Origin of the sequence: Enterobacter cloacae complex sp. 2024EL-00227 (assembly GCF_043945315.1) — a bacterium.
In the GTDB taxonomy this organism is placed as follows: domain Bacteria; phylum Pseudomonadota; class Gammaproteobacteria; order Enterobacterales; family Enterobacteriaceae; genus Enterobacter; species Enterobacter roggenkampii.
Window position 1 is genome coordinate 136745 of sequence record NZ_JBIMQP010000008.1, and the last position, 23505, is coordinate 160249.

Below are 23505 nucleotides of genomic sequence, written 5' to 3' on the forward strand. Positions count from 1 at the left end.
CAGAAGGGTTCGCCCTTCTGCGTTTTTGGTTTATTCCGCAGCGCAGGCTGCTTCTGGCTGTTTACGACCCGACATCATCACCAGCAGCAGACCGAGCGCGGCAATAATCGCACCCATCACCGGCACAAAACTGTACCCCAGCCCACCGGAAATCACGGCCCCACCGGCCGCCGCACCGAGCGCATTGCCCAGGTTGAAAGCACCAATATTGACCGAGGATGAGAGGCCCGGCGCTTCATGCGCGACGCGCATCACGCGCATCTGCAGCGGTGGCACCACCGCGAACGTTGCAGCCCCCCAGACGACCATTGCGATCGCGGCACCAAACTCGTTACGCGCCAGCCACGGAATGGCGATCATGATAACAATCAGCAGGGTTAAGAAGCCCTTCAGCGTTCCGCTCACGGAACGGTCGGCAAATTTCCCGCCGAGATAGTTGCCAATCGAGAAGCCCACGCCAATCAGCACCAGCATCGCGGTCACAAAGAGAGGCGTTGCGTGGGTGATATCGTGCAACACCGGTGAAATATAGGTGTAGAGGGTAAACATCGCCCCTGCCCCCAGCACGGTGGTCAGCAGCGCGGAGAGCACCTGCGGGCGCATCAGCACCGCCAGCTCCTTACGCACTTCCGGACGTTCTCCGGCGCTGCCCTTTGGCAGGGAGAAGAACAAGGCCACCATCGCGACCACGCCCAGTCCGGCCGTCGCCAGGAAGGACATCCGCCAGCCGATGACCTCGCCCAGCCAGGTTGCCGCAGGAACGCCGCCGATGTTAGCGATGGTCAGGCCCATAAACATGGTGGCTACGGCGCTGGCCTGCTTGTGTTTCGGCACCACGCTTGCCGCCACAACCGACCCCAGCCCAAAGAACGCGCCGTGGTTAAGGCTGGTCAGAATACGCGAAAGCATCAACGTGGTGTAGTCCGGCGAAATGGCCGAAAGCACGTTGCCGAGGGTGAAAATCGCCATCAGGAAAATCAGCGCATTGCGGCGCGCGCGGTGTGAAAGAAGAAGCGTCATCAGCGGCGCCCCCACCATCACGCCAATGGCGTAGGCGCTGATTAACATGCCGGCCGCAGGGATCGAGACGTCCACGCCGCGGGCGATAACGGGCAGTAACCCCATCGGGGAAAATTCAGTGGTGCCAATCCCAAAAGCGCCAATCGCCAGGGCCAGCAGGGGAAAATTGATTTTCATGCGTCAACTCCGGATGCCGTGTCATGTGGTGACACAGAACAAAGAAGCGGAAAGCATGACATCAATCACAAAAAATGAGAAGTTAACAAAATGGCAAAAGATTTTTGCCTTAGGAGTAACAATCGAGGTGAGCGGGAGGGAGAAGGCTCTCCCTCCGCGTAAATCAGTGCAGCGCGGCCGTCAGACCCGCCGCGACAATCAGAGCCAGCACAACCACGGTGGTGAACAGCGAAAACTTCAGATCGGAACTCATCAATTTTTCTCCTTTTAATCCCCCCACGAAAAGTGAGCCTGCTCATTTTTGCATAATTTACGTCAAAAATCTTCCTGGATTTAGGCTGATAAACACTTTACCTCTTCCCCTTTTCATCAAGATAGGACAAAATTCCACGCTAAATTTATTAGCGTACCGGCCATTGACCCCCTCCTGACGTCCCGTGTCGTTTTCCCGGCGTGCCGCAATTCAAGATTGCGTGATAAGGGTGAGAGAAGGCAAACGTTTACCTTCAAGTTTTTCAGGAGTTTAGGATATGGTCTGGAGTGACATTTAATGGCAACAATTAAAGACGTAGCAAAACGCGCAAACGTTTCCACTACAACCGTATCACATGTAATTAACAAAACCCGCTTTGTGGCGGAAGAGACGCGCAACGCCGTCTGGGCAGCAATCAAAGAGCTGCACTATTCGCCAAGTGCGGTTGCGCGCAGCCTCAAGGTTAATCACACCAAATCCATTGGATTGCTGGCGACCAGCAGTGAAGCGGCCTATTTTGCCGAGATCATAGAAGCGGTAGAGAAGAACTGCTTCCAGAAAGGCTATACCCTGATTCTGGGCAACGCGTGGAACAGCATAGAAAAACAGCGCGCCTACCTGTCGATGATGGCGCAAAAGCGCGTCGATGGCCTGCTGGTCATGTGTTCCGAGTACCCGGAATCCGTGCTGTCGATGCTGGAAGAGTATCGCCATATCCCCATGGTGGTCATGGACTGGGGTGAAGCGCGCGCGGACTTCACCGACTCCGTCATCGACAACGCCTTCGAAGGCGGTTACATGGCGGGTCGTTACCTGATCGAACGCGGTCACCGCGAGATTGGCGTGATCCCCGGTCCGCTGGAGCGTAACACCGGCGCGGGCCGTCTGGCCGGTTTTATGAAAGCGATGGAAGAAGCGCTCATCACCGTGCCGGAAAACTGGATCGTGCAGGGCGACTTTGAGCCGGAATCAGGCTACCGCGCGATGCAGCAGATCGTTTCCCAGCAGCACCGCCCGACCGCCGTTTTCTGCGGCGGTGACATCATGGCCATGGGCGCACTCTGCGCCGCCGATGAGCTGGGTCTGCGCGTACCGCAGGATATTTCCGTGATCGGGTATGACAACGTGCGTAACGCGCGCTTCTTCACCCCGGCGCTGACAACCATTCACCAGCCAAAAGATTCGCTGGGCGAAACGGCCTTCAATATGCTGTTGGACAGGATCGTCAACAAGCGCGAAGAGTCGCAGTCCATTGAAGTTCACCCGCGCCTGATTGAACGCCGTTCCGTTGCGGACGGTCCGTTCCGCGACTACCGTCGTTAATCCCTTGACGGGGCCAGCTACGCTGGCTCCCGTAACCATTCCCGGTTTAGGGTTTCGCTGTCCCCCAGATAATCCAGCAGCCAGGCCATGGCGGGCGAGACATCATTTTGTTGCCAGGTCAGGCAGCAGGCCGCGTCCGGGAACGGATTCTCCAGCGTCAGTTCAACCCATTCTCCGGTATCGATGCGCGGACGCGCAAAATGTGCGGGCACCATCGCGACGCACAGCCCGGCGCTGAGGCACGTCGCCGATGATTCCCAGTCAGGGGCCACCACCCGCCGCTGGTTATCCAGAAGCCAGGTGATACGCTTGGGCAATGAACGGGACGTATCCTCCAGCACCAGCGACGGCCAGTTGCGCAGCGTATCGTCGCTCAGCGGACCTTCCATCGCCGCCAGAGGATGATCGCTGGCCACCACGCATTTCCAGCTCAGCATCCCCATGTCGCGAAAGGCGTAACGTCCTCCGACCGGGATCGCCTGCGTCGCGCCAATCGCCATCTCCGCCCTGCCGTCCGCCAGCGCATCCCAGACGCCGTTGAACACCTCCTGCGAGACCCGTAGCTCGACGTCAGAGAAATGACGATAGAAATCCACGATCATTTGTCGGGTGCGTTCCGGCTTCACGATGTTATCTACCGCGATGGCGAGATGCCCCCGCCAGCCGTTGGCGATCTGCTGACACTGTTCGCGGGTGATCTGCATTTTTTTGATAACAGAACGCCCTTCCTTCAAAAACCACGCGCCTGCGGGCGTTAATTCCACGTCGCGATGCCGCCGTTCAAACAGCGGAACCGCCAGCCACTCCTCAAGCTGACGCACCGTGTAGCTGATGGCCGAAGGGACGCGGTGCAGCTCCTGCGCTGCACCGCTAAAGCTGCCGTTACGCGCAACAGCATCGACCACTTCAAGAGAATAATCTGACCACATTTTCTGCCTGCAAAAAATTTGAATGCACCCGCCAAATATTAGCGTTTCACAAGCCGCTTTGCACTCCCTACACTCTGCGCCAACGTACACCTGCCTCCTCAGGAGAATAAAAGAATGCAACCCAGGAAAGGATTTTTAGTCTGGCTCGGCGGCTTAAGCGTGCTGGGCTTTTTGGCCACCGACATGTACCTGCCCGCGTTTGCCGCGATGCAGGAAGACCTGCAAACCCCTGCCGCGGCCATCAGCGCCAGCCTGAGCCTGTTCCTTGCCGGTTTTGCTTTCGCGCAGCTGCTCTGGGGACCGCTCTCGGATCGCTTCGGCCGTAAACCAGTGCTGCTGCTGGGTCTGGCCATTTTTGCCGTGGGCTGCCTGGGGATGCTGTGGGTGCGCGATGCTACCTGGCTGCTGGTGCTGCGCTTCGTTCAGGCCGTGGGCGTCTGTGCTGCGGCGGTGACCTGGCAGGCGCTGGTGACCGACTACTACCCGGCTAACCGCACAAACCGTATTTTCGCCACCATTATGCCGCTGGTGGGCCTCTCCCCTGCCCTGGCTCCGCTGCTGGGCAGCTGGATCCTCGCGCACTTTGACTGGCAGGCCATTTTTGCCACGCTGTTTGCCATCACGCTGGTGCTGATGCTGCCGGCGTTTGTCCTTAAGCCCGCGCATAAAAAAGAGGCGCACGCCGACGCGACGCCGATTACCTTCACTTCCCTGCTGAGCGCCAAAGCGTATCGCGGGAATGTCCTGATTTATGCCGCCTGTTCGGCCAGCTTCTTCGCGTGGCTCACCGGCTCGCCGTTTATTCTGCACGATATGGGCTACAGCCCGGCGGCCATCGGGCTGAGCTATGTTCCGCAGACCATCGCGTTCCTGGTGGGCGGGTACGGCTGCCGCGCGGCGCTGCAAAAATGGGAAGGTCAGCAGATGCTGCCATGGCTGCTGGTGCTCTATGCCCTGAGCGTTATCGGGACCTGGGCCGTCGGGTTTATTCCGGGCGCGGGCCTGGCTGAAATTTTGATCCCCTTCTGCGTGATGGCCGTGGCGAACGGGGCGATTTATCCGATCGTGGTGGCTCAGGCGTTACGTCCGTTCCCGCAGGCGACAGGCCGCGCCGCCGCGCTGCAAAATACCCTTCAGCTGGGTCTGTGCTTCCTCGCAAGTCTGGTGGTCTCGGCGCTGATTGCCACGCCGCTGTTGACCACCACCAGCGTGATGCTGTTCACCGTAGCGCTGGCGGTATTGGGTTTCCGCATGCAGGCGTCCGCGCAGCGCGAGCAGGATAACGGCGCGCAGGTGGAAACTTCGCATGCCTGATTGCGCCAGAAATCATGTTACATTTCAGTGATTAGGTTGCTAACAATTTTCTATTGAATCACCAAATTTTGAGGCCTATACTAAATTTGGTTCGATTAAATACGATAAATATTAAGTGTTAACGGGAGCCGGAGTGCTCCCGTTTTACCATGGAAGGCATTTCGGCAAGGGTTATCTCCCTTCCTCTGTTCTACGTCGGATACTAGCCTCGCGGTATTTACCGTGAGATTTCTCACAAACCAAAAAAAGCGTCTACGCTGTTTGAAGGTTCTGATCACATCAGGGTGATGGAGAAGCTATGAGTTCATCGTGTATAGAAGAAGTCAGCGTTCCGGACGACAACTGGTCCCGGATCGTCAGTGAACTGTTAGGTCGAGCAGGCATCACTATCAACGGATCTTCGCCATCCGATCCCCAGGTTAAGCATCCCGACTTTTTTAAACGCGTGTTGCGGGAAGGATCGTTAGGCCTGGGAGAAAGCTATATGGACGGCTGGTGGGAGTGCGAACGTCTGGATATCTTTTTTGCCAGCGTGTTGCGCGCCGGTCTGGAAAATCAACTCCCCCGCAATCTGAAAGACACCCTGCGTGTCGCCTCTGCCCGACTGTTTAACTTGCAAAGTAAAAAACGCGCATGGATCGTCGGCAAAGAACATTACGATCTCGGCAACGACCTGTTCAGCCGCATGCTGGACCCTTTCATGCAATATTCCTGCGCCTACTGGAAAGACGCGTCGACGCTTGAGGAAGCACAGCAGGCCAAGCTGCGCCTGATCAGCGAGAAGCTGCAGCTACAGCCCGGCATGCGCGTGCTGGATATCGGCTGCGGCTGGGGCGGGCTGGCGTATTTTATGGCGAAGCACTACGGCGTCAGCGTGGTCGGCGTCACGATCTCAGCGGAACAGCAAAAAATGGCGCGGGAGCGCTGTCAGGGTCTTGACGTGGATATCCGGCTGCAGGACTACCGTGACCTGAACGAGCAGTTCGACCGGATCGTTTCCGTCGGCATGTTCGAGCACGTGGGGCCAAAAAACTACGACACCTACTTTGAGGTGGTGGATCGTAATTTGAAACCGGACGGCCTCTTCCTGCTGCACACCATCGGCTCTAAGCGGACCGACAACAACGTTGACCCGTGGATCAATAAATATATCTTTCCGAATGGCTGTTTACCGTCCGTTCGCCAGATTGCCAACGCCAGTGAATCCCATTTCGTAATGGAAGACTGGCATAACTTTGGCGCAGACTACGACACCACCTTAATGGCATGGCATGAACGTTTCCAGAAAGCCTGGCCCGAGATTGCGGACAACTATTCAGAACGATTTAAACGGATGTTTAGCTATTATCTGAATGCCTGCGCGGGGGCGTTTCGCGCACGGGATATTCAGCTCTGGCAGGTGGTATTCAGCCGGGGGATTGAACACGGACTGCGTGTCGCACGCTAAAAAAATAACCCCGGATAGCCGGGGTTATTTTTTATTCTTCTTCTGCGGTCTTTATTATTGCGGCTTCTTTTGCTGCCAGCACGCGCTCCACCGTATCAACCACGGCCTGGGTTTGCGGATCGATTTCGATATTCACGCGATGCCCCAATTTTTTCGCGCCCAGCGTGGTGCGCTGCAGCGTTTCAGGAATTAAATGCACGCAAAAACGCGTTGGCGTCACTTCTCCCACCGTCAGGCTAATCCCGTCAATGCCAATAAATCCTTTATAGAGGATGTATTTCATTAATGACGGGTCCTGCATTTTAAACCAGATTTGACGGTTATTTTCCGAGGTCACGATTTTCGCCACTTCGGCAGTGGTCATGATGTGCCCGGACATCAAATGGCCGCCAATCTCATCGCTGAACTTCGCCGCGCGCTCAACGTTGACGGTATCGCCTACCACCAGCTCGCCCAGGTTAGTGATCCGCAGCGTCTCTTTCATTAAATCAAAGCTAATCTGGTTGCCGTTAATTTCGGTCACGGTCAGGCAGCAGCCGTTATGGGCAATCGAGGCGCCGGTTTCGATACCCTCAAGCATATATTCCGGCAGCTCAACAACATGAGTACGGAAATTAGGTTTTTCATCAATGGACACTACTTTGGCAGTGCCCTGCACAATACCAGTAAACATGCTTACAACTCCTGTTTTTTCCGAACGGTGATGACACCGTTTAATCCCTCCACAATAACAGTTGGAAAAACAGGTTGCCAGCGGAGCGCATTTTCTGGCGATTTTTTCACTAGATAAATAGCTAAAGCCCGCTACAATAGCTGGCACCCCCCTGCATTTTCTTCTTGCTGCCCGTTTCGGCGGCTTTTTTAGTCTCTCATATAACTACAAAATAAAGGTGTTCACGTGCAGAAGTACATGAATGAAGCGCGCCAGTTATTGGCACTGGCTATACCCGTGATCGTCGCGCAGGTGGCCCAGACCGCAATGGGATTTGTGGATACGGTAATGGCAGGTGGCTACAGCGCCACCGACATGGCGGCCGTGGCTATCGGCACGTCAATCTGGCTTCCGGCCATCCTGTTCGGCCACGGTCTGCTGCTCGCGCTCACGCCTGTTATCGCTCAGCTCAATGGCTCGGGGCGCCGCGAGCGCATTGCCCATCAGGTCCGCCAGGGTTTCTGGCTGGCCGGGTTTGTCTCTGTGCTGATCATGGTCGTGCTCTGGAACGCGGGCCATATCATTCGCGCTATGCATAACATTGACCCGGCCCTGGCGGACAAAGCCGTGGGCTATCTGCGCGCCCTGCTCTGGGGGGCGCCTGGATATCTCTTCTTCCAGGTGGCGCGTAACCAGTGTGAAGGTCTGGCGAAAACCAAGCCCGGCATGGTGATGGGCTTTATCGGGTTGCTGGTCAACATTCCCGTTAACTATGTTTTTATTTACGGTCATTTCGGGATGCCGGAGCTGGGCGGCGTCGGCTGCGGCGTGGCGACGGCCGCCGTTTACTGGGTCATGTTCTTCTCGATGCTTACCTTCGTGAAGCGCGCTCGCTCCATGCGCGATATTCGTAACGAGAACAGATTCAGCACGCCGGACTGGAACATCATGACGCGCCTGGTGCAGTTAGGGTTGCCGATTGCCCTTGCGCTGTTCTTTGAGGTGACCCTGTTTGCCGTGGTCGCCCTGCTGGTCTCCCCGCTGGGCATTGTGAACGTCGCCGGGCATCAGATTGCGCTCAACTTCAGCTCCCTGATGTTTGTCCTGCCGATGTCGCTGGCCGCAGCAGTGACGATTCGCGTGGGCTTCCGCCTGGGGCAAGGCTCGACGCTCGATGCGCAAACCGCCGCGCGCACCGGACTGGGCGTCGGCGTCTGCATGGCCATTTGCACGGCGCTTTTTACCGTGGCGCTGCGCGAGCAGATTGCCCTGCTCTACAACGACAATCCGGAAGTCGTCGCGCTGGCCTCGCACCTGATGCTGCTGGCCGCGATTTACCAGATTTCGGACTCCATCCAGGTGATTGGCAGCGGGGTGCTGCGCGGCTATAAAGACACGCGTTCCATTTTCTTTATCACCTTCATCGCCTACTGGGTGCTGGGTCTGCCGTGTGGGTATATTCTGGCCCTGACCGACCTGGTGGTTGACCGCATGGGACCGGCGGGGTTCTGGATGGGCTTTATCATCGGCCTGACGTCGGCGGCAATTATGATGATGTTGCGCATGCGCTTCCTGCAGCGCCAGCCATCAACGATCATTTTGCAACGCGCTGCACGTTAAATACGCAGTAGCCGCCGCCCGGCGGCTACTTTCTCTTCACTTTGCGCGGTAATACAGCAATCGCGTGAAATCAGAGAGAAAATTGCATTTTCCCTCTTGCCACCTCGGTGCTGTGCCGCTAATATTCGTCCCCGTTGTCACCGACAACACGTTGCGTTCATAGCTCAGTTGGTTAGAGCACCACCTTGACATGGTGGGGGTCGTTGGTTCGAGTCCAATTGAACGCACCATTCTGCGTCCGTAGCTCAGTTGGTTAGAGCACCACCTTGACATGGTGGGGGTCGGTGGTTCGAGTCCACTCGGACGCACCATTTCAGTCCTGAAATGGTGCAAATTCTCTTCAGTTATCCTGAATTTTCTTAATCCCTTATTTTCATCATTATTCTCCTGCTACGCTTTTCCTATGGAAAGAAACACAGGAAACGTGTTGATGAAGAAGATCGCGATTATCGGCTCCGGCCCCACGGGAATTTACACCTTTTATCATCTGCTTAATAACAATACCCCACTCTCCGTTTCCGTCTTTGAACAGGCCGATGAAGCTGGCGTGGGCATGCCCTATAACGATGACGATAATTCCCGGCTGATGCTGGCGAACATTGCGAGCATTGAAATCCCGCCCATTTTTATGACCTACCTCGACTGGCTTAAGGAGCAAAGCGACGACCATCTGGCGCACTTTAAAGTTGATAAAGCCAGCCTGCACGATCGGCAGTTCCTGCCCAGGATCCTGTTGGGAGAGTATTTTCGCGACAGCTTTCGTTCAATCGTAAAAGAGGCGAAAAAGCTGGGCTTCCAGGTTGAGGTCCATGAATCTGCGAAGGTCACCGACATCAACCCTTCGACAAACGGCGTGACGATTTCGGTCAATGACCGCACATTAGCGGATAAATTCGACCTGGCGGTTATTGCCACCGGCCACGTCTGGCCAGAGGAGGATGAAGCCACGCGCACGTTCTTCCCAAGCCCGTGGTCCGGCCTGATGGACGCCCGCATTCCCCCTTGCCGCGTGGGCATTATGGGCACCTCGTTGAGCGGTCTGGACGCGGCTATGGCGGTGGTGATGCAGCACGGCGAGTTTCGTGACGGTAAATTCATCCTCGACAGCGGCAGCGAAGGGTTAAACATTACGCTGATGTCACGGACGGGCATTCTCCCGGAAGCCGATTTTTACTGCCCCATCCCTTATGAACCGCTGTCGGTATTGACCGAATTCGTAGTGGAAAGCGAGATAGCCAAAGGACCGGATGGCCTGCTTGACCGAGTCTTTGCCCTGATGGCGAAAGAGCTTGAACTCGCCGACCCGGCGTGGTGCGAGAAAATGTCTCTGCATACGCTGAATGCGGACACCATTCGTGAGGCCTGGTTTGAGGATCGTAAGCGCCACGGGCCCTTTACCTGGGCGGAAGAGAATCTCAACGAGGTTGAACGCAATAAACGCGAACGCCGTACCGTGGCGTGGCGCTACACCGTGCTTCGGCTGCATGAGGTCGTTCAGGAGATCGTTCCCCATCTTAGCGAGCAGGACAGAAAACGCTTTAAGCAGGGCCTGGCTCGCGTGTTTATCGACAATTATGCTGCCATCCCGCCGCAGTCTATTCGCAGGCTGCTTGCGCTTCGCGAGGCCGGCATCATTAGCGTGGCGGCGCTCGGCGATGATTACACGCTTGATGCCGGCAGCGATCGGACAGTCATCACCACACAAGAGACCGTTTATCGTTTCGACGTCTTTATTGATGCGCGCGGGCAAAAGCCGCTTAAAACAAACGATCTGCCTTTCCCATCGCTGCGCAGACAGCTTGAGGAGACGGGCGATGAGATCCCCGACATCGGCGAGGATTACACGTTAAAAGCGCCAGAAACGGTTCGTGGGCGCATCGCCTTCGGCGCAATACCGTGGCTGATGCACGATCGTCCCTTCGTTCAGGGGCTGGCAGAGTGTGCGGAGATTGCAGAAGCGATGGCGAAGGCGGCTGAAAAACCGGCCTCAGGTATACGGCGTCGGTTACCGTACGTGGAGAACTGACAGGGCTTCCATGCCCTGCAACGCGAGATTATTCGAAGAACACTTCCGGGTTTTCAGACAGCGAGACGAAGCTTTTCGTCGCTTTATCCAGGGCGAGAATTTTGCCGCTTTCAATGTCGTATACCCAGCCGTGCAGGCGAAGCGAGTTATTACGCAGGCCCACCGCGACGGACGGGTGGGTCTTGATGTTGCTGAGCTGCGCAAAGACGTTTTCCTGCACCATCGCATTCACTTTATCGATCGGCTTATCCCAGCTTTTTTTCTCTACCACGGCTTTTGCCGCGTCGGAATAGCGCAGCCAGTGCGATACAGCAGGCATCGGCTCCAGGTTCGCGTTATCGGCAATCGCCTTCATCGCGCCGCAGTTAGAGTGACCGCAGATCACGATGTCGGTCACGCCCAGCGCCACTACCGCGTACTCGATAGTTGCAGAGACGCCGCCTGGCTCCGGCCCGAACGGTGGAACAATGTTGCCAGCATTACGAATAACAAAGAGTTGTCCCGGCTCTTGCTGGGTGACCAGTTCAGGGACCAGACGGCTGTCGGAGCAGGAGATAAACAGCGCTTTGGGATTCTGGCTGGACGCTAAACTGCGAAAGAGCTCTTTACGTTGCGGGAAAATCTCTTTTTGAAAGCTGAGAAAACCTTCAATGATATGTTGCATAGCAATTTCTCTTTTATCTGTTTTCGTTTAGGCATGATCGAGATCACACTCGCAAAGTTTACCCACCGTGCTTCACTTGAGACAAGCAATATATTTCTGGCCCGACCGCTGCACGATGTCATCGGCGTTTGCCGGAATGTTCTGCCCTTCGAACGCGCCGTAAAGACGGGCGAACGATTTTCCCGCCAGGCGCCGGGTAACGTCCTCAACCGTACGGGCAGGCAGCGGAAGCATATTCGGGTAGCTCCACATGAACGACACGGCCTCTTTCCCTGGGGTCACCTGCAAAATATCTCCCGCCAGTAAAACGCCCTCGCCCTCCTGCCAGTGCAGTACCGTTCCGCCCGCAAAATGCCCGCCGAGACGCAGCAGCGTAACCGTCGGTACTATCTCCAGCGCATCGCCATCCCAGAAATGAATCGCCGGGCTGTCGCGCATCACCCATTCGCTATCGCTCACGTGCAGATAGACCGGCGCGTCGAAAGCCGCGGCCCACTCCTGCATCGTGGTGTAATAGTGCGGATGAGAAATCGCAATCGCGCGAAGGCCGCCGAGTGCGGCGATGAGCGTTTGGGTTGCAGGATCAAGGTTGGCGATGCAGTCCCAGAGAATGTTACCGTGGGGAGTACGCAGGAGGAGTGCCCGCTGGTTAATGGCAAAAGCGGGTACCGTCTTGATACTGAATAACTGCGGCTCCAGCTGCTGCCATTTGTTGGCGTGTGTCGCCGTTACCGTCGCGTAATCGATCCACGCCTGGCCGCTGGCCGGAACATACTGACGTTCATCCTCGCAAATGGCACATCTCTCCGGCGTTCCCTCATAGGAAGTACCGCAGGTTCTACAGAGTGTAATCATGAGCGCTCCTCAGTGATAAAGCACTGAGTATGGCAGGGATTATCCTTATGTGCTGCGAGGTACATTGCTGGCGTTTTTTACCCTATACTGTGCCAGTATCAAAAACCGAACAGAGCAGGTGCAACATGGAAATTGATCTCGATAACTTAGTTTTTAACGGTCTGGATGAAGCGGAAGAGCGTAACGCAGAACGTCTGGACGATGCGGATAAAAAAGCGCAGGCGATTATTGCCGACGACGACTGCGGCGACGCCTGCAAGATCTGATAAAAAAGCACCGGAAAACCGGTGCTTTTTTCATTGCGGGGAAGATTACAGCTCAGGCGTCTTTTTAAACCCCGTTAGCATCAGAACCAGGCTTTCTGATGAAGACGCCGGTTCGAACTGGTAATGATTCCCCTGGCGGTCACCGCCGATATACCACGAGATTTCGGTTTTTCCTTCCGCCAGCGCCTTGCGCACGGCTTTGTCCACGTTCACCATCCGGTATTCACGAGAATGGTTCAGATAGAGCACTGCGTCGGAGCGATAGTTACAGGCCGGACGCGAGGCCCATCTTACGGTAGCAGGATCCCAGTCATTGCTGGCCGGATAGAAGAAGATCTGATCGGCACCGTTAGTTTCCACTTTGCCGCCATAAATCCGCACGCGGTATGTAAACTGCGAAGGATCCTGCCCGGCAGGCAGAGGGGGAATGTGGAACTTCACCAGCGACAGCGTTTCGCTGTTTTTCGTGCGTCCCCCGTTCTGCCAGTTATCCTGCACCAGTAAAACCTGCGGTTCGGGCTGGGAGAGGTCTGGCTCCAGGCTGCTGAGCCAGACGTTGGCCTTCGCTCTGGAATAACCATACGGGACGGTGGTGCCACAATCTAACCCGCGGTTCATGCACAGGTCCGTCATAAAGCGCGCGGCGTCTTCCGTCCAGCCGTTCATAAAATCTGCATGCGCCGTATACAGGCTACCCCACCGCTCTTCTCGCTCATCGCCGTGTATGATGGGGTCCATGGAGAGCTGCACTTTGCTGGTATCAAGCGAGCTAATCGTCGGGAGTACGTAAGCAATGTTCATGTTCACGGTGGGAATTTTCACCGGGAAGGTGGACGGGCACTGCCCCTTGACGTCGTAGGTGGCGTTAATCAGACCATGGGCAGGCTTCAGGTTCACTCCATCCCAGCAGTTAGGAAACTGAATGCCGATATTAAACTGCACGGCATCGTTCGCCTTGCGCAAGCCGCAGACCTCACCGGCTTTGGTGGTGTAACCCTTGCCGTTGGCACATAAAAAGGTGATATGTGGATTCGGCGCACTACCGTGATGGTCGCCCGCCAGCAGCGACAGCCCCGCCGGGAAAGGGTGTAGCGGCCAGGCGTCCACGTTCGATGCCTGATAATAGGTTTTTTGATACGCCGGTTTGACGACCGTGCCGTCAGGCAGGCGAAGCGAAGGTGCCCAGTAGGCAGAGCTGTCGGCTTTGTTATCGCAGGTGGTCTTTTCATCCCGGCGCAGGGATTCACGGCTGGAGTCAGCATCCGTTTGCACGTTGCCGAAGAAGTCGTGCAGCATGGCCTCGTTGGGCATGCCGTACATCATAATGGCGTCATCGCCAAGGGTATGGGAATAGCCGCAAACAACATGCGCCTGCGGTGCGGCGTGTGCCGCATGAATTGTGAAAAGTAGCGCAGGGACAGAAAGCGCGCGTGTTAACGTGGTCCGTTTCATCATTTTCTCCATGACTGAAAGGACACATTGGTAACAAAAGCGGGCTAATTAACCGAATGATTCAGAGCGTACTTTTCCGTCTTTTGAGGCTTTACAGACGTCACGCACACCTCATTCCAGTACGTTTCGCGCGTGCGGCGCAGTTCAGCGTGGCGTTTTATCATGGAACCACTCCGGGTCAATGTTGGCAACGTCTACGCCATACAGGCTGGCGACAGGCAGTATCGACTCAAGAACACGTTGCGCGCTGTTCTCCGCATTCGCTGGTCGGGTCGCAAAAAACCGCCGTAACGTGCTGATCCATTTTTTCATCGTCTTACCCTCTCTCGCCGTATCTGCCTTCAGTTAAGCACCCCAATCCCGTGCAGGGGAAATACCAAAATCCACTGTCGATGTGCAGGATCTGCAAATAGCGCCCCGTCCTTTTCACGCTTCATTAACACCTTGTTCACTAATGCTTTTTTGCTCATAGCAAAGAACGATTTCTTATTTGGCGATAGCTTTCCCTTATGGGAGCGTAACGGGGTAAAACAAAAACAACGGGATGGCGTATGACTATGGCAGCAAAAATGAAAGGGTTTAAAAAACGGACGCTGGTTCTGGGCGTAGTGGCAGCCTGGGGCCTGTTTTCAGCGCAGGCGCAGGCCGATCAGCTGGCGGATATCAAGGCAGCAGGGGTGGTGAAAGTCGCCACGTTTGATGCCAACCCGCCGTTTGGCTCGATTGATGCCAAAACGCATGAGATCGTGGGTTACGACGTGGACTTCGCCAAAGCGCTGGCAACATCGCTCGGCGTGAAGCTTGAACTGGTTGCCACCAATCCGGCCAACCGCATTCCGCTGCTGCAGTCCGGCAAAGCCGACCTGATCGTGGCGGATATTACTATCACCCCAGAACGCGCACAGGTCATTGATTTCTCGACGCCTTACTTCGTTACCGGCCAGCAGTTCCTCGTTCCGGCGAAATCTCCGGACAAGCTCGATGACTACAGCCGGGCGCGCATTGGCGCGGTCAAAGGCACGACGGGCGAGCAGGCGCTGCACCAGCGCTTCCCGCAGTCCCGCGTCCTCTCTTATGACGATATTCCGCTGGCGCTGACCGCGCTGCGCAACGGCAACGTACAGGCCATCACTCAGGACAGCACCATTCTGGCCGGTCTGCTGGCGCAGGCGCCGGACAAAGCCAACTTCAAAATCCTGCCCGACCTGCTCAGTAAAGAAGAGATTGGCGTGGGGGTGAAGAAAGGTGAAACGGCGCTGCTGAAAGCCGTCAACGATGAGCTGGTCAATCTCGAGAAGAACGGCCAGGCGGCAAAAATCTACGACGTCTGGTTTGGTCCAGGCACCCCAGCCCCACAGCCTCGCGCCTTTAAAATAGAAGCTAAGTAATATGCTCTCAGGTTTATTTTCACACTCCGCGGCCGGTGCCGCGGATTTTTCACATCTGGAACAGGCCAGCGTCGAGTTTCGCCACGTGGACAAACGCTACGGTGACCATCAGGTTTTGAACGACATTAACCTCACTATTACGCCCGGTGAAGTGGTGGCCATCCTCGGCCCGTCGGGTTCCGGTAAATCCACCCTGATTCGTCTTATCAACCAGCTTGAACCCCTGAGCGGCGGGGAGATCCTGGTCGACAACAAGCCTACCGGAAAGCTCTCCGGTAGCGGGCTGCGCCAGCTGCGAAGCCGCGTGGGGTTTGTGTTTCAGCAGTTCAATCTTTATGCCCACCTCACCGCCAGCCAGAACATCACCCTGGCGCTTGAGCACGTCCACGGCTGGAAGCCGCTCCCCGCTCAGGAGCGCGCGCTGGCCCTGCTGGAGAAAGTCGGGATGCTGGAAAAAGCCCACCATTACCCGGCTGAGCTTTCCGGTGGACAGCAGCAGCGGGTGGCGATTGCCCGCGCCCTGGCCTCGTCACCGCAAATCATTCTCTTTGACGAGCCGACGTCGGCACTCGATCCCGAGATGATTGGTGAAGTGCTGTTTGTGATGAAAGCCCTCGCCCACAGCGGGATCACGATGATCGTGGTGACCCACGAGATGCAGTTTGCCCGGGAAATCGCCGACCGGATTGTCTTTATCGACGGCGGGCACATTCTGGAAACCGCGCCGCCGGCACAGTTTTTCAGCCAGCCAGCGCATCCGCGCGCGCAGCGGTTCCTGCAAAAGGTGCTGGACCCGCTGCATCAGGAGCATCTGTAATGCCCGCGCTCGACTGGCAGGGAGTACTGACCGGACAGCCTCTGCAGTGGATACTTTCCGGATTTCTCACCACCCTGTGGGTGACGCTGGCGGGGATCGCGCTGGCCAGCCTGCTCGCACTGCTCTTTATGCTCCTGCGCCTGTCCGGTGGACGCGTCGGGAAAGCGATCGTCAGCGGCTGGGTATCGCTGTTTCGCAATACCCCGCTGCTGGTGCAGCTGCTGTTCTGGTATTTTGCCGCCTGGAACGGCCTGCCGCAGGCGTTTCGCGACGCGGTCAACGCCGATCACAGCTGGTCCATTCTGCCCGGCGACGTCTGGTGGTTTACGCCCGAATTTTTATGTTCTGCCTGGGGGCTGGGCGTATTTACCTCGGCGTTTTTAATCGAAGAAGTGGAATCAGGCTTGCGGTCTGTGCCAGCCGGGCAACGGGAGGCGGCGCTCGCCCAGGGTTTCTCCACGTGGCGCGTGTTTCGCTACATCCTGCTGCCGCAGGGGCTGGCTAACGCCTGGCAGCCCGTTGTGGGCCAGTATCTCAACCTGATGAAGCTCTCCTCGCTCGCCAGCGGGATTGGCTTCGCCGAGCTCACCTACCAGGTCAGGCAGATCGAAAGCTATAACGCGCACGCGCTGGAGGCATTTACCCTCGGTACCGCACTCTATCTCCTGACCGGTCTGGTCATGGGAATGGTGCTGGTTCGCCTTGGGCCGCAGGCGAAACGTAAACGTCCGATCGTCGCTACCGCAGGGAGTGAAAAACATGATTGCCGGACTTAATGTCATCACCGATAACCTCGATTATCTGCTGTGGGGACGCGCGGCAGCCGGTGAACCGGGGGGCGTGTTGCTCTCGCTGATGATGGCGACTGGAGCAGCCGTTATCGCCCTGCCCGCTGGGATTGCGCTCGCGTGCCTGGCCTGGCGCTTTACCGGGCTCGTGCGCAAAGCCCTCTTTTTATGGGCAGAGCTGATTCGCGGGATCCCGCTCATCTTCGTGATTTTCTGGATGTGGTATCTCCTGCCGCTCATCACCGGGGGCGATCTGCCGGGAGCGCTGACCGTCACGCTGGCGCTGGCCTGGTTTACGGCGGCCACCGTGATGCACTCGGTCCTGGCCGGGCTGAGCGCGCTGCCGACCGGGCAGTACGAAGCCGCGCTGTCACAGGGATTCAGCACGCAGCAAACCCTGAGGCGCGTGCTGCTGCCGCAGGCGCTGGGGAATATTTTGCCGTCTCTGGTGGGGATTTTTATCAGCCTGCTGAAGGATACGTCGCTGGCGTTTATCGTGAACGTCCCGGAGCTGACCACGGTGGCGGGACAGGTCAACAACCGGGTGCAAATCTATCCGGCGGCCATTTTTATCTTTACGGGCGTGGTCTATTACCTGCTCTGCTGCTCGCTTGAGCAGCTTGCGAAGCGCTGGCGCCTTACCCGGCCAGCGCTTTAACCACCGTTTCCATCGCTTCGGTTGTCAATTCACTGCGTTTCACGCGCTGGTTCGCCAGCGCGGTACGCAGAACACCGGCAATGACAATATGCTTTGGCTCCTGCCCTAAATCACGCATCTCGAGCACCACTTTTCCGACCACCCGGCACATCTCCTGGTACAGCGCTTCATCTTTGGTCACGTTACCCATCGTCATCACTCCATTGCCTGTTAAACGTTGAGCTTAAATGATTCTCCTGCCGGATACAAAAAAGAAGCCCGGCGAGTCTCTCGCCGGGCTTCATCTGTAAAATCAGTCAATTAGTTGTTTACTGGAATGACCGCGCCTTTGTACTTGGTGCGGATCCAGTCCTGAATCTCTTTCGAGTGCAGCACGTTCACCAGCGCGACGATGTCCTTCTTCTTCTCGTCACCGCGATGCACGGTGATAATGTTGGCATACGGGTTGTTTTCACCGCTCTCAACCGCAATCGGGTCATGAACCGGATCCAGACCCGCGTCAATCGCGTAGTTGGCGTTAATCACCACCGCGTCGCCTTCGTTATTGTTGTACATCTGCGGCAGCAGAGACGCTTCCACGTTAGGCGTAAACTTCAGCTTTTTCGGGTTCTCGACGATGTCGCTGATGCGCGCGGTCACTTTATCGATGCCCGGCTTCAGCTTGATCACGCCCTCTTTCTCGAAGATGGAAAGAATACGGCCCTCTTCAGAAACCGCGTCACGCATGATGATCTTGCCACCTTCCGGCAGGTCTTTCAGCGACTTGTATTTTTTGGAGTAGATGCCGATTGGTTCAATGTGGATCGCGCCCGCACTGACAAAATCGTAGTCCTTATCGCCCGCATGATCTTTCAGCACGCTGTTCAGGTAAGGAATGTGCTGGAAATAGTTCGCGTCGATGTCATGACCCGCCAGCGCGGTGTTCGGCAGGATGTAGTCCTGGAACGGTTTAATCTCCAGGTCGATACCCTGCTTCGCCAGAATCGGCTTTGCCTGCTCCAGAATTTCCGCATGCGGCGTGTTGGACGCGCCCACGGTCAGGGTGTCGGCCCAGGAGGCGAAGCTCAGGGCGCTCAGGGTTGCAGCGGCGATCAGTGTCAGTGTCTTTTTCATGATGTGGTTCCTGTGTGTATTTATTAGCGTTTATCTAACAGTGAAGTAATGACATCGCCGCAGAACTGGATAATGAAAACGATGATCAGAATGGTCACCGTTGCCACCAGCGTGACGTCACCATGGTTGCGCTGGAATCCTTCCAGATAAGCCAGATTTCCCAAACCACCGGCGCCAATCACCCCCGCCATGGCGCTGTAGCTCACCAGCGCAATCAGCGTCACCGTAATACCCGAGACCAGTGCGGGTGATGATTCCGGCAGTAAAACCCGAAACACGAGCGTGCTCAGTCGTGCGCCCATCGAGCGTGTGGCTTCGATGACGCCTTTATCCACTTCACGCAGGGCGATCTCCACCAGGCGTGCGTAGAACGGTGCGGCACCCACAATCAGGGCCGGCAGCGCCGCGTTGGCGCCAAGAATGGTGCCGACAACGGTCTTGGTGAACGGGATCAGCAGCACAATCAAAATGATGAACGGAATCGAGCGGAACACGTTCACCACAATCGAAATGACGCTATACACCGTGCGGTTGTGGAACAATCCGCCGCGCGCGGTTAAAAACAGCGCCAGACCCAGCACGATGCCCAGGACGAAAGTTGCCACGCCGGACAGCGCAGTCATGTACAGCGTCTCCAGCGTCGCCGCCCAGAGCTGATCCCACTTGAGATGCGGAAAGAGATTCTCAGCCATGTTTAATCACCTCGCCTTCAATATCGCTGTGCTGCAGGTCGGCGAGGATATTGTTCAGTTGTTCATCAGATGCCACGACGTGCACCCAGAGCTGACCAAACACGCCGTGAGCGGTTTGGGTCATTTTTCCGTGCAGAATGTTAAACGGCAGGCCGTAGCGCAGCGTCAGTTCGCCCACAATCGGTTTATGCGTGCTGTGCCCGGTAAAGGTCAACCTGATGACCGTGCCTTCCAGATCGTTTGCCAGTTCGGTATTGAAGGTTTCTTCTTCAGCGTACTGGCTCACCTGACGGACAAACTGCTGCGTAATCGGCTGCTGCGGATGGGTAAAGACGCTCAGCACGTCTCCCTCTTCCACCACCTTACCGTTCTCCATCACCGCCACGCGGTCGCAGATTTTGCGCACCACGTGCATCTCGTGCGTGATCAGCACGATGGTCAGCCTGAAACGACGGTTAATATCAAGCAGCAGATCGAGGATCTGATCGGTGGTCTGCGGGTCAAGCGCGGAGGTGGCTTCATCGCAGAGCAGCACATCCGGGCGATTAGCCAGCGCACGCGCAATACCCACGCGCTGCTTTTGCCCACCGCTCAGCTGTGACGGATAGGCATGCTCGCGACCTTTCAGGCCAACGAGTTCAATAAGCTCGGCCACGCGGGCCTTTATTTCGGCTTTTGGTACGCCGGCAATTTGCATCGAGAACGCAATATTCTCGCTGACCGTGCGCGACCACAGCAGGTTGAAGTGCTGAAACACCATGCTGATCTTCAGACGCGCCTGGCGCAGGGCTTCACCTTTTGCGGCAGAAATGTTCTGCCCGTTGATGGTTACGCTGCCGCTGCTCGGTTTTTCCAGACCATTCAGCAAGCGAATAAGCGTACTTTTACCTGCGCCGCTGTAACCGATGATCCCGTATATCTGTCCCTGTGCTATCGTCAAATTGACATTATCAACGGCCGTGAGCGCCACCTTTCCGTTGTCAAAAACCTTCGAAATATTGCTGAGAACTATCATTCTTATTCGTTATCCGTGCCGCCCGTGGCGGTTTAGCAGTATGGATGTCCAAACGATAGTAAACAGGCGTTATCAGCTTTTAAATGAACAAAAAAGAATGTGTTATAACTTTGAGGAATAAATAGCGGATTTACCGGGTGGGAAGCATTTAGATGAATTTCAGCAATGATTATCTGCCTGATGTATATTTGATGGCTGACACCCTGCAAAAACGCTCATTTTTGCAGCATTTTATGCGGATATAGCCATCCTCACATCCAGACAACTTTACGTCTTGCTGTCCTGACATCCAAAAACATCATTTATATTCCTTTCTGTTCTAAAAGGCAGTGAATGGTTCTTTCTTGAGAAAATTTCACCGCCCTATCATCCCGTCATGACATCCAGAAAGGAAAACATCATGACGATTTATCACTCCGTCACTGAACTGATTGGTCGTACCCCGCTGATCCAGCTGCATAAGCTTGATACCGGTCCCTGCTCGCTCTTTCTGAAGCTGGAAAACCAAAATCCGGGCGGGTCGATTAAGGATCGCGTTGCGCTGTCGATGATTAACGAAGCGGAACGTACCGGTAAGCTGCAGCCTGGCGGCACGATAATTGAAGCCACGGCGGGCAATACCGGTCTCGGCCTGGCCCTTATTGCCGCCCAGAAAGGCTACTCGCTAATCCTGGTGGTGCCGGACAAAATGAGCCGCGAGAAGATTTTCCACCTGCGCGCGCTGGGTGCCCAGGTGGTGCTGACCCGCTCCGACGTCAACAAAGGCCATCCTGCCTATTACCAGGATTACGCCCAGCGTCTGGCGAACGAACTGCCGGGCGCGTTTTACATCGACCAGTTCAACAACGAAGCCAACCCGCTGGCGCACCGCACCACCACGGCGCCGGAACTGTATGAACAGCTTGACGGCAGGATCGACGCCATCGTCGTGGGTGTCGGCTCAGGCGGCACGCTGGGCGGCCTGCAGGCGTGGTTCGCCGAGCACTCTCCGCACACGGAATTTGTCCTGGCTGACCCGGCCGGATCCGTTCTCGCCGACCAGGTGGAAACCGGACGCTACCACGACGCGGGCTCCTGGCTGGTTGAGGGAATTGGCGAAGACTTTATTCCTCCGCTGGCCCACATTGAAGGGGTGAATCGCGCCTGGCGCATCACCGACCGCGAAGCGTTCACCACCGCGCGCGAGCTGCTGAAAACGGAAGGCATTCTGGCGGGCTCCTCCAGCGGCACGCTGCTGGCGGCCGCGCTGAAGTATTGCCAGGCGCAGAGCACACCGAAGCGCGTGGTGACCTTCGCCTGCGACAGCGGCAATAAATATCTCTCGAAGATGTTCAACGACGACTGGATGCGACAGCAGGGGCTGATCACGCGTCCTCAGGCCGGCGATCTCTCCGACTACATCGCCCTGCGCCACGACGAAGGTGCCACCGTCACCGCGGCCCCGGACGACACGCTTTCCACCGTCCTGGCGCGCATGCGTCTGTATGACATCTCCCAGCTGCCGGTGCTGGAGGACGGCAAGGTGGTGGGCATTATCGACGAGTGGGATCTCCTGCGGCATATCGGCGGCGACGGCGATCGCTTCGCGCTGCCGGTGACGGCAGCCATGACGCGTCAGGTCGAGTTCCTTGACAAGCACGCGCCGGAAAGCGCCCTGCACGCCATCTTCGACCGCGGCCTTGTGGCCGTCATTAATGACAACGACCATTTTCTCGGTCTGATTACGCGCAGCGACGTTCTGACCGCCTGGCGCAACCGTCTACAGCAATAAAGGAATCAATGATGAAAAATCTGGCCACCCTCAGCGTCCACAGCGGCGAATTTAACGACCAGCACGGCGCCGTCATGCCGCCGATTTACGCCACCTCGACGTTTGCGCAACCCGCGCCCGGGGAGCATACCGGCTACGAGTACTCCCGCAGCGGCAACCCTACCCGCCATGCGCTGGAAACGGCGATTGCCGAACTGGAAGGCGGCACGCGCGGCTACGCTTTTGCCTCCGGTCTGGCGGCCATCTCCACGGTGCTCGAACTGCTGGATAAAGACAGCCATATTGTCGCCATTGATGACGTTTACGGCGGGACGTACCGCCTGATTGAAAACGTGCGCAAGCGCAGCACCGGGCTGCAGGTCAGCTGGGTCAAACCGGACGACCTGGCCGGGCTCGAGGCCGCCATTCGCCCGGAAACGCGTATGGTCTGGGTCGAAACGCCAACCAACCCGCTGCTGAAGCTGGCCGATCTGGCGGCCATCGCGGCGATCGCCCGTCGTCATAACGTCATCAGCGTGGCGGATAACACCTTCGCGTCGCCGGTGATCCACCGTCCGCTGGAGTCCGGGTTCGATATCGTGGTGCACTCGGCCACTAAATACCTTAACGGCCACTCTGACGTCGTCGCCGGGCTGGCGGTGGTGGGCGATAACAAGGCGCTGGCGGACAAGCTCGGCTATCTGCAGAACGCGGTGGGCGGCGTTCTGGATCCGTTCAGCAGCTTCCTGACGCTGCGCGGTATTCGCACGCTCGCGCTGAGGGTCGAAAAGCACAGCACCAACGCGCTGGCGATTGCGCAATGGCTGGAGCAGCATCCGCTGGTCGAAAACGTGTACTATCCAGGACTGGAATCGCATCCGCAGTACCAGCTTGCCCGCACGCAGATGGCGCTGCCCGGTGGCATGATTTCCGTCGTGGTAAAAGGCGATGCGCAACGCGCCACCGAGGTGATTCGCAACCTGAAGTTGTTCACCCTTGCGGAAAGCCTGGGCGGCGTGGAAAGTCTGGTGAGCCAGCCTTATAGCATGACCCACGCCTCAATTCCGCTTGAGCAACGTCTGGCGAACGGCATTGTGCCGCAGCTGATCCGCCTGTCGGTGGGGATTGAAGATCCAAAAGACCTGATTGCCGACCTCAGCCAGGCGCTGCAAAAATAAGCAAAGTGCGGCAGGTCCCTCACCTGCCGCGATAAGTTGTCATCATGGCTTAACGCCTTGATAACAATATTATGTGAAACAGCACAGATTATTTCTGAAACACCGTTT

At 56.7% G+C, this 23505-nt stretch carries 24 protein-coding genes and 2 tRNA genes; 14 read left to right on the forward strand and 12 right to left on the reverse strand.

Annotated features, from left to right (window positions below; all coding sequences use genetic code 11):
* Positions 1-30: 30 nt before the first annotated feature.
* Complete coding sequence (locus tag ACHH0Z_RS15385; protein WP_021241126.1) at positions 31-1197, reverse strand: MFS transporter; 1167 nt, start codon at positions 1195-1197, stop codon at positions 31-33.
* Positions 1198-1360: 163 nt separating this feature from the next.
* Positions 1361-1450, reverse strand: coding sequence for a YnhF family membrane protein (locus ACHH0Z_RS15390; RefSeq protein WP_008500596.1), 90 nt, complete (start codon positions 1448-1450; stop codon positions 1361-1363).
* A gap of 297 nt (positions 1451-1747) precedes the next feature.
* Between ACHH0Z_RS15390 and purR the strand changes: the two genes are divergently transcribed.
* Complete coding sequence (gene purR / locus ACHH0Z_RS15395; RefSeq protein WP_014883552.1) at positions 1748-2773, forward strand: HTH-type transcriptional repressor PurR; 1026 nt, start codon at positions 1748-1750, stop codon at positions 2771-2773.
* A 17-nt stretch (positions 2774-2790) separates the two neighbouring features.
* On the opposite strand, the gene punR is transcribed toward purR, so the two are convergent.
* On the reverse strand, positions 2791-3702 hold the full coding sequence (gene punR / locus ACHH0Z_RS15400) for a DNA-binding transcriptional activator PunR (protein ID WP_008500598.1): 912 nt from the start codon (positions 3700-3702) through the stop codon (positions 2791-2793).
* Between the two features lie 114 nt (positions 3703-3816).
* Between punR and punC the strand changes: the two genes are divergently transcribed.
* Together punC and cfa are read left to right on the forward strand one after the other, a co-directional pair.
* Positions 3817-5016 (forward strand): purine nucleoside transporter PunC, encoded by a 1200-nt coding sequence (gene punC / locus ACHH0Z_RS15405; RefSeq protein WP_045406240.1) that lies wholly within the window; start codon positions 3817-3819, stop codon positions 5014-5016.
* A 298-nt stretch (positions 5017-5314) separates the two neighbouring features.
* A complete protein-coding gene (cfa, locus tag ACHH0Z_RS15410) occupies positions 5315-6463 on the forward strand; it encodes a cyclopropane fatty acyl phospholipid synthase (RefSeq protein ID WP_008500601.1) in 1149 nt (382 codons plus the stop codon).
* A gap of 31 nt (positions 6464-6494) precedes the next feature.
* Here the strand turns inward: cfa and ACHH0Z_RS15415 are convergent, their stop codons facing one another.
* A complete protein-coding gene (locus ACHH0Z_RS15415; RefSeq protein WP_008500602.1) occupies positions 6495-7136 on the reverse strand; it encodes a riboflavin synthase in 642 nt (213 codons plus the stop codon).
* A 225-nt stretch (positions 7137-7361) separates the two neighbouring features.
* Between ACHH0Z_RS15415 and mdtK the strand changes: the two genes are divergently transcribed.
* The 4 genes from mdtK (at position 7362) to ACHH0Z_RS15435 (ending at position 10761) form a co-directional block, all read left to right on the forward strand.
* Positions 7362-8735, forward strand: coding sequence for an MdtK family multidrug efflux MATE transporter (gene mdtK / locus ACHH0Z_RS15420; RefSeq protein WP_021241123.1), 1374 nt, complete (start codon positions 7362-7364; stop codon positions 8733-8735).
* A gap of 153 nt (positions 8736-8888) precedes the next feature.
* Positions 8889-8965: transfer RNA gene (locus ACHH0Z_RS15425), tRNA-Val, on the forward strand.
* Between the two features lie 4 nt (positions 8966-8969).
* Positions 8970-9046, forward strand: a tRNA-Val gene (locus ACHH0Z_RS15430).
* A 119-nt stretch (positions 9047-9165) separates the two neighbouring features.
* The gene (locus ACHH0Z_RS15435; protein ID WP_045406242.1) at positions 9166-10761 is read left to right on the forward strand and encodes an FAD-NAD(P)-binding protein; all 1596 of its coding nucleotides are present in this window, start codon (positions 9166-9168) and stop codon (positions 10759-10761) included.
* A 28-nt stretch (positions 10762-10789) separates the two neighbouring features.
* Here the strand turns inward: ACHH0Z_RS15435 and ACHH0Z_RS15440 are convergent, their stop codons facing one another.
* Complete coding sequence (locus ACHH0Z_RS15440) at positions 10790-11425, reverse strand: carbonic anhydrase (RefSeq protein WP_008500605.1); 636 nt, start codon at positions 11423-11425, stop codon at positions 10790-10792.
* 72 nt (positions 11426-11497) lie between these two features.
* The gene (locus ACHH0Z_RS15445) at positions 11498-12280 is read right to left on the reverse strand and encodes an MBL fold metallo-hydrolase (RefSeq protein ID WP_045406245.1); all 783 of its coding nucleotides are present in this window, start codon (positions 12278-12280) and stop codon (positions 11498-11500) included.
* Between the two features lie 125 nt (positions 12281-12405).
* Here ACHH0Z_RS15445 and ACHH0Z_RS15450 point away from each other — a divergent pair, with 125 nt between their 5' ends.
* Positions 12406-12546, forward strand: a complete 141-nt coding sequence (locus tag ACHH0Z_RS15450) for a hypothetical protein (RefSeq protein WP_008500607.1) — start codon at positions 12406-12408, stop codon at positions 12544-12546.
* Positions 12547-12591: 45 nt separating this feature from the next.
* Here the strand turns inward: ACHH0Z_RS15450 and ACHH0Z_RS15455 are convergent, their stop codons facing one another.
* The gene (locus ACHH0Z_RS15455) at positions 12592-13998 is read right to left on the reverse strand and encodes a DUF1996 domain-containing protein (RefSeq protein WP_045406247.1); all 1407 of its coding nucleotides are present in this window, start codon (positions 13996-13998) and stop codon (positions 12592-12594) included.
* A gap of 144 nt (positions 13999-14142) precedes the next feature.
* Positions 14143-14310, reverse strand: coding sequence for a hypothetical protein (locus ACHH0Z_RS15460; protein ID WP_008500610.1), 168 nt, complete (start codon positions 14308-14310; stop codon positions 14143-14145).
* 245 nt (positions 14311-14555) lie between these two features.
* Between ACHH0Z_RS15460 and ACHH0Z_RS15465 the strand changes: the two genes are divergently transcribed.
* The 4 genes from ACHH0Z_RS15465 to ACHH0Z_RS15480 are packed head-to-tail and all read left to right on the forward strand — an operon-like array spanning position 14556 to position 17649.
* Entirely contained in the window at positions 14556-15386 is an 831-nt protein-coding gene (locus tag ACHH0Z_RS15465) for an ABC transporter substrate-binding protein (protein WP_021241119.1), read from the forward strand.
* Between the two features lies 1 nt (position 15387).
* Positions 15388-16203, forward strand: coding sequence for an amino acid ABC transporter ATP-binding protein (locus ACHH0Z_RS15470; protein ID WP_045406249.1), 816 nt, complete (start codon positions 15388-15390; stop codon positions 16201-16203).
* Entirely contained in the window at positions 16203-16979 is a 777-nt protein-coding gene (locus ACHH0Z_RS15475) for an amino acid ABC transporter permease (protein WP_008500613.1), read from the forward strand. Before ACHH0Z_RS15470 ends, ACHH0Z_RS15475 begins: the two co-directional genes overlap by 1 nt.
* Positions 16963-17649: an amino acid ABC transporter permease gene (locus ACHH0Z_RS15480; RefSeq protein WP_032674617.1), complete on the forward strand. Its 687-nt coding sequence runs from the start codon at positions 16963-16965 to the stop codon at positions 17647-17649. Before ACHH0Z_RS15475 ends, ACHH0Z_RS15480 begins: the two co-directional genes overlap by 17 nt.
* Here the strand turns inward: ACHH0Z_RS15480 and fumD are convergent.
* From fumD to ACHH0Z_RS15500, 4 genes are all read right to left on the reverse strand, one after another.
* Positions 17630-17839, reverse strand: coding sequence for a fumarate hydratase FumD (gene fumD / locus ACHH0Z_RS15485; protein WP_008500615.1), 210 nt, complete (start codon positions 17837-17839; stop codon positions 17630-17632). The genes ACHH0Z_RS15480 and fumD overlap by 20 nt on opposite strands.
* A gap of 110 nt (positions 17840-17949) precedes the next feature.
* Positions 17950-18762 (reverse strand): MetQ/NlpA family ABC transporter substrate-binding protein, encoded by an 813-nt coding sequence (locus ACHH0Z_RS15490; RefSeq protein WP_008500616.1) that lies wholly within the window; start codon positions 18760-18762, stop codon positions 17950-17952.
* A 23-nt stretch (positions 18763-18785) separates the two neighbouring features.
* Positions 18786-19454, reverse strand: coding sequence for a methionine ABC transporter permease (locus ACHH0Z_RS15495; protein WP_008500617.1), 669 nt, complete (start codon positions 19452-19454; stop codon positions 18786-18788).
* Positions 19447-20469: a methionine ABC transporter ATP-binding protein gene (locus tag ACHH0Z_RS15500; protein WP_023618908.1), complete on the reverse strand. Its 1023-nt coding sequence runs from the start codon at positions 20467-20469 to the stop codon at positions 19447-19449. The genes ACHH0Z_RS15495 and ACHH0Z_RS15500 overlap by 8 nt, the downstream gene beginning before the upstream one ends.
* A gap of 400 nt (positions 20470-20869) precedes the next feature.
* Between ACHH0Z_RS15500 and ACHH0Z_RS15505 the strand changes: the two genes are divergently transcribed.
* Complete coding sequence (locus ACHH0Z_RS15505) at positions 20870-22240, forward strand: cystathionine beta-synthase (protein ID WP_045406252.1); 1371 nt, start codon at positions 20870-20872, stop codon at positions 22238-22240.
* A gap of 11 nt (positions 22241-22251) precedes the next feature.
* A complete protein-coding gene (locus ACHH0Z_RS15510; protein ID WP_021241113.1) occupies positions 22252-23397 on the forward strand; it encodes a PLP-dependent aspartate aminotransferase family protein in 1146 nt (381 codons plus the stop codon).
* The last annotated feature ends 108 nt before the right edge of the window (positions 23398-23505 follow it).

Coding starts and splice junctions, on each gene's coding strand:
- ACHH0Z_RS15385 (WP_021241126.1), bottom strand. CDS start 1,197: ATGAAAATCAATTTTCCCCTGCTGGCCCTGGCGATTGGCGCTTTTGGG.
- ACHH0Z_RS15390 (WP_008500596.1), bottom strand. CDS start 1,450: ATGAGTTCCGATCTGAAGTTTTCGCTGTTCACCACCGTGGTTGTGCTG.
- purR (WP_014883552.1), top strand. CDS start 1,748: ATGGCAACAATTAAAGACGTAGCAAAACGCGCAAACGTTTCCACTACA.
- punR (WP_008500598.1), bottom strand. CDS start 3,702: ATGTGGTCAGATTATTCTCTTGAAGTGGTCGATGCTGTTGCGCGTAAC.
- punC (WP_045406240.1), top strand. CDS start 3,817: ATGCAACCCAGGAAAGGATTTTTAGTCTGGCTCGGCGGCTTAAGCGTG.
- cfa (WP_008500601.1), top strand. CDS start 5,315: ATGAGTTCATCGTGTATAGAAGAAGTCAGCGTTCCGGACGACAACTGG.
- ACHH0Z_RS15415 (WP_008500602.1), bottom strand. CDS start 7,136: ATGTTTACTGGTATTGTGCAGGGCACTGCCAAAGTAGTGTCCATTGAT.
- ACHH0Z_RS15435 (WP_045406242.1), top strand. CDS start 9,166: ATGAAGAAGATCGCGATTATCGGCTCCGGCCCCACGGGAATTTACACC.
- ACHH0Z_RS15440 (WP_008500605.1), bottom strand. CDS start 11,425: ATGCAACATATCATTGAAGGTTTTCTCAGCTTTCAAAAAGAGATTTTC.
- ACHH0Z_RS15445 (WP_045406245.1), bottom strand. CDS start 12,280: ATGATTACACTCTGTAGAACCTGCGGTACTTCCTATGAGGGAACGCCG.
- ACHH0Z_RS15450 (WP_008500607.1), top strand. CDS start 12,406: ATGGAAATTGATCTCGATAACTTAGTTTTTAACGGTCTGGATGAAGCG.
- ACHH0Z_RS15455 (WP_045406247.1), bottom strand. CDS start 13,998: ATGAAACGGACCACGTTAACACGCGCGCTTTCTGTCCCTGCGCTACTT.
- ACHH0Z_RS15460 (WP_008500610.1), bottom strand. CDS start 14,310: ATGAAAAAATGGATCAGCACGTTACGGCGGTTTTTTGCGACCCGACCA.
- ACHH0Z_RS15465 (WP_021241119.1), top strand. CDS start 14,556: ATGGCAGCAAAAATGAAAGGGTTTAAAAAACGGACGCTGGTTCTGGGC.
- ACHH0Z_RS15470 (WP_045406249.1), top strand. CDS start 15,388: ATGCTCTCAGGTTTATTTTCACACTCCGCGGCCGGTGCCGCGGATTTT.
- ACHH0Z_RS15475 (WP_008500613.1), top strand. CDS start 16,203: ATGCCCGCGCTCGACTGGCAGGGAGTACTGACCGGACAGCCTCTGCAG.
- ACHH0Z_RS15480 (WP_032674617.1), top strand. CDS start 16,963: ATGATTGCCGGACTTAATGTCATCACCGATAACCTCGATTATCTGCTG.
- fumD (WP_008500615.1), bottom strand. CDS start 17,839: ATGGGTAACGTGACCAAAGATGAAGCGCTGTACCAGGAGATGTGCCGG.
- ACHH0Z_RS15490 (WP_008500616.1), bottom strand. CDS start 18,762: ATGAAAAAGACACTGACACTGATCGCCGCTGCAACCCTGAGCGCCCTG.
- ACHH0Z_RS15495 (WP_008500617.1), bottom strand. CDS start 19,454: ATGGCTGAGAATCTCTTTCCGCATCTCAAGTGGGATCAGCTCTGGGCG.
- ACHH0Z_RS15500 (WP_023618908.1), bottom strand. CDS start 20,469: ATGATAGTTCTCAGCAATATTTCGAAGGTTTTTGACAACGGAAAGGTG.
- ACHH0Z_RS15505 (WP_045406252.1), top strand. CDS start 20,870: ATGACGATTTATCACTCCGTCACTGAACTGATTGGTCGTACCCCGCTG.
- ACHH0Z_RS15510 (WP_021241113.1), top strand. CDS start 22,252: ATGAAAAATCTGGCCACCCTCAGCGTCCACAGCGGCGAATTTAACGAC.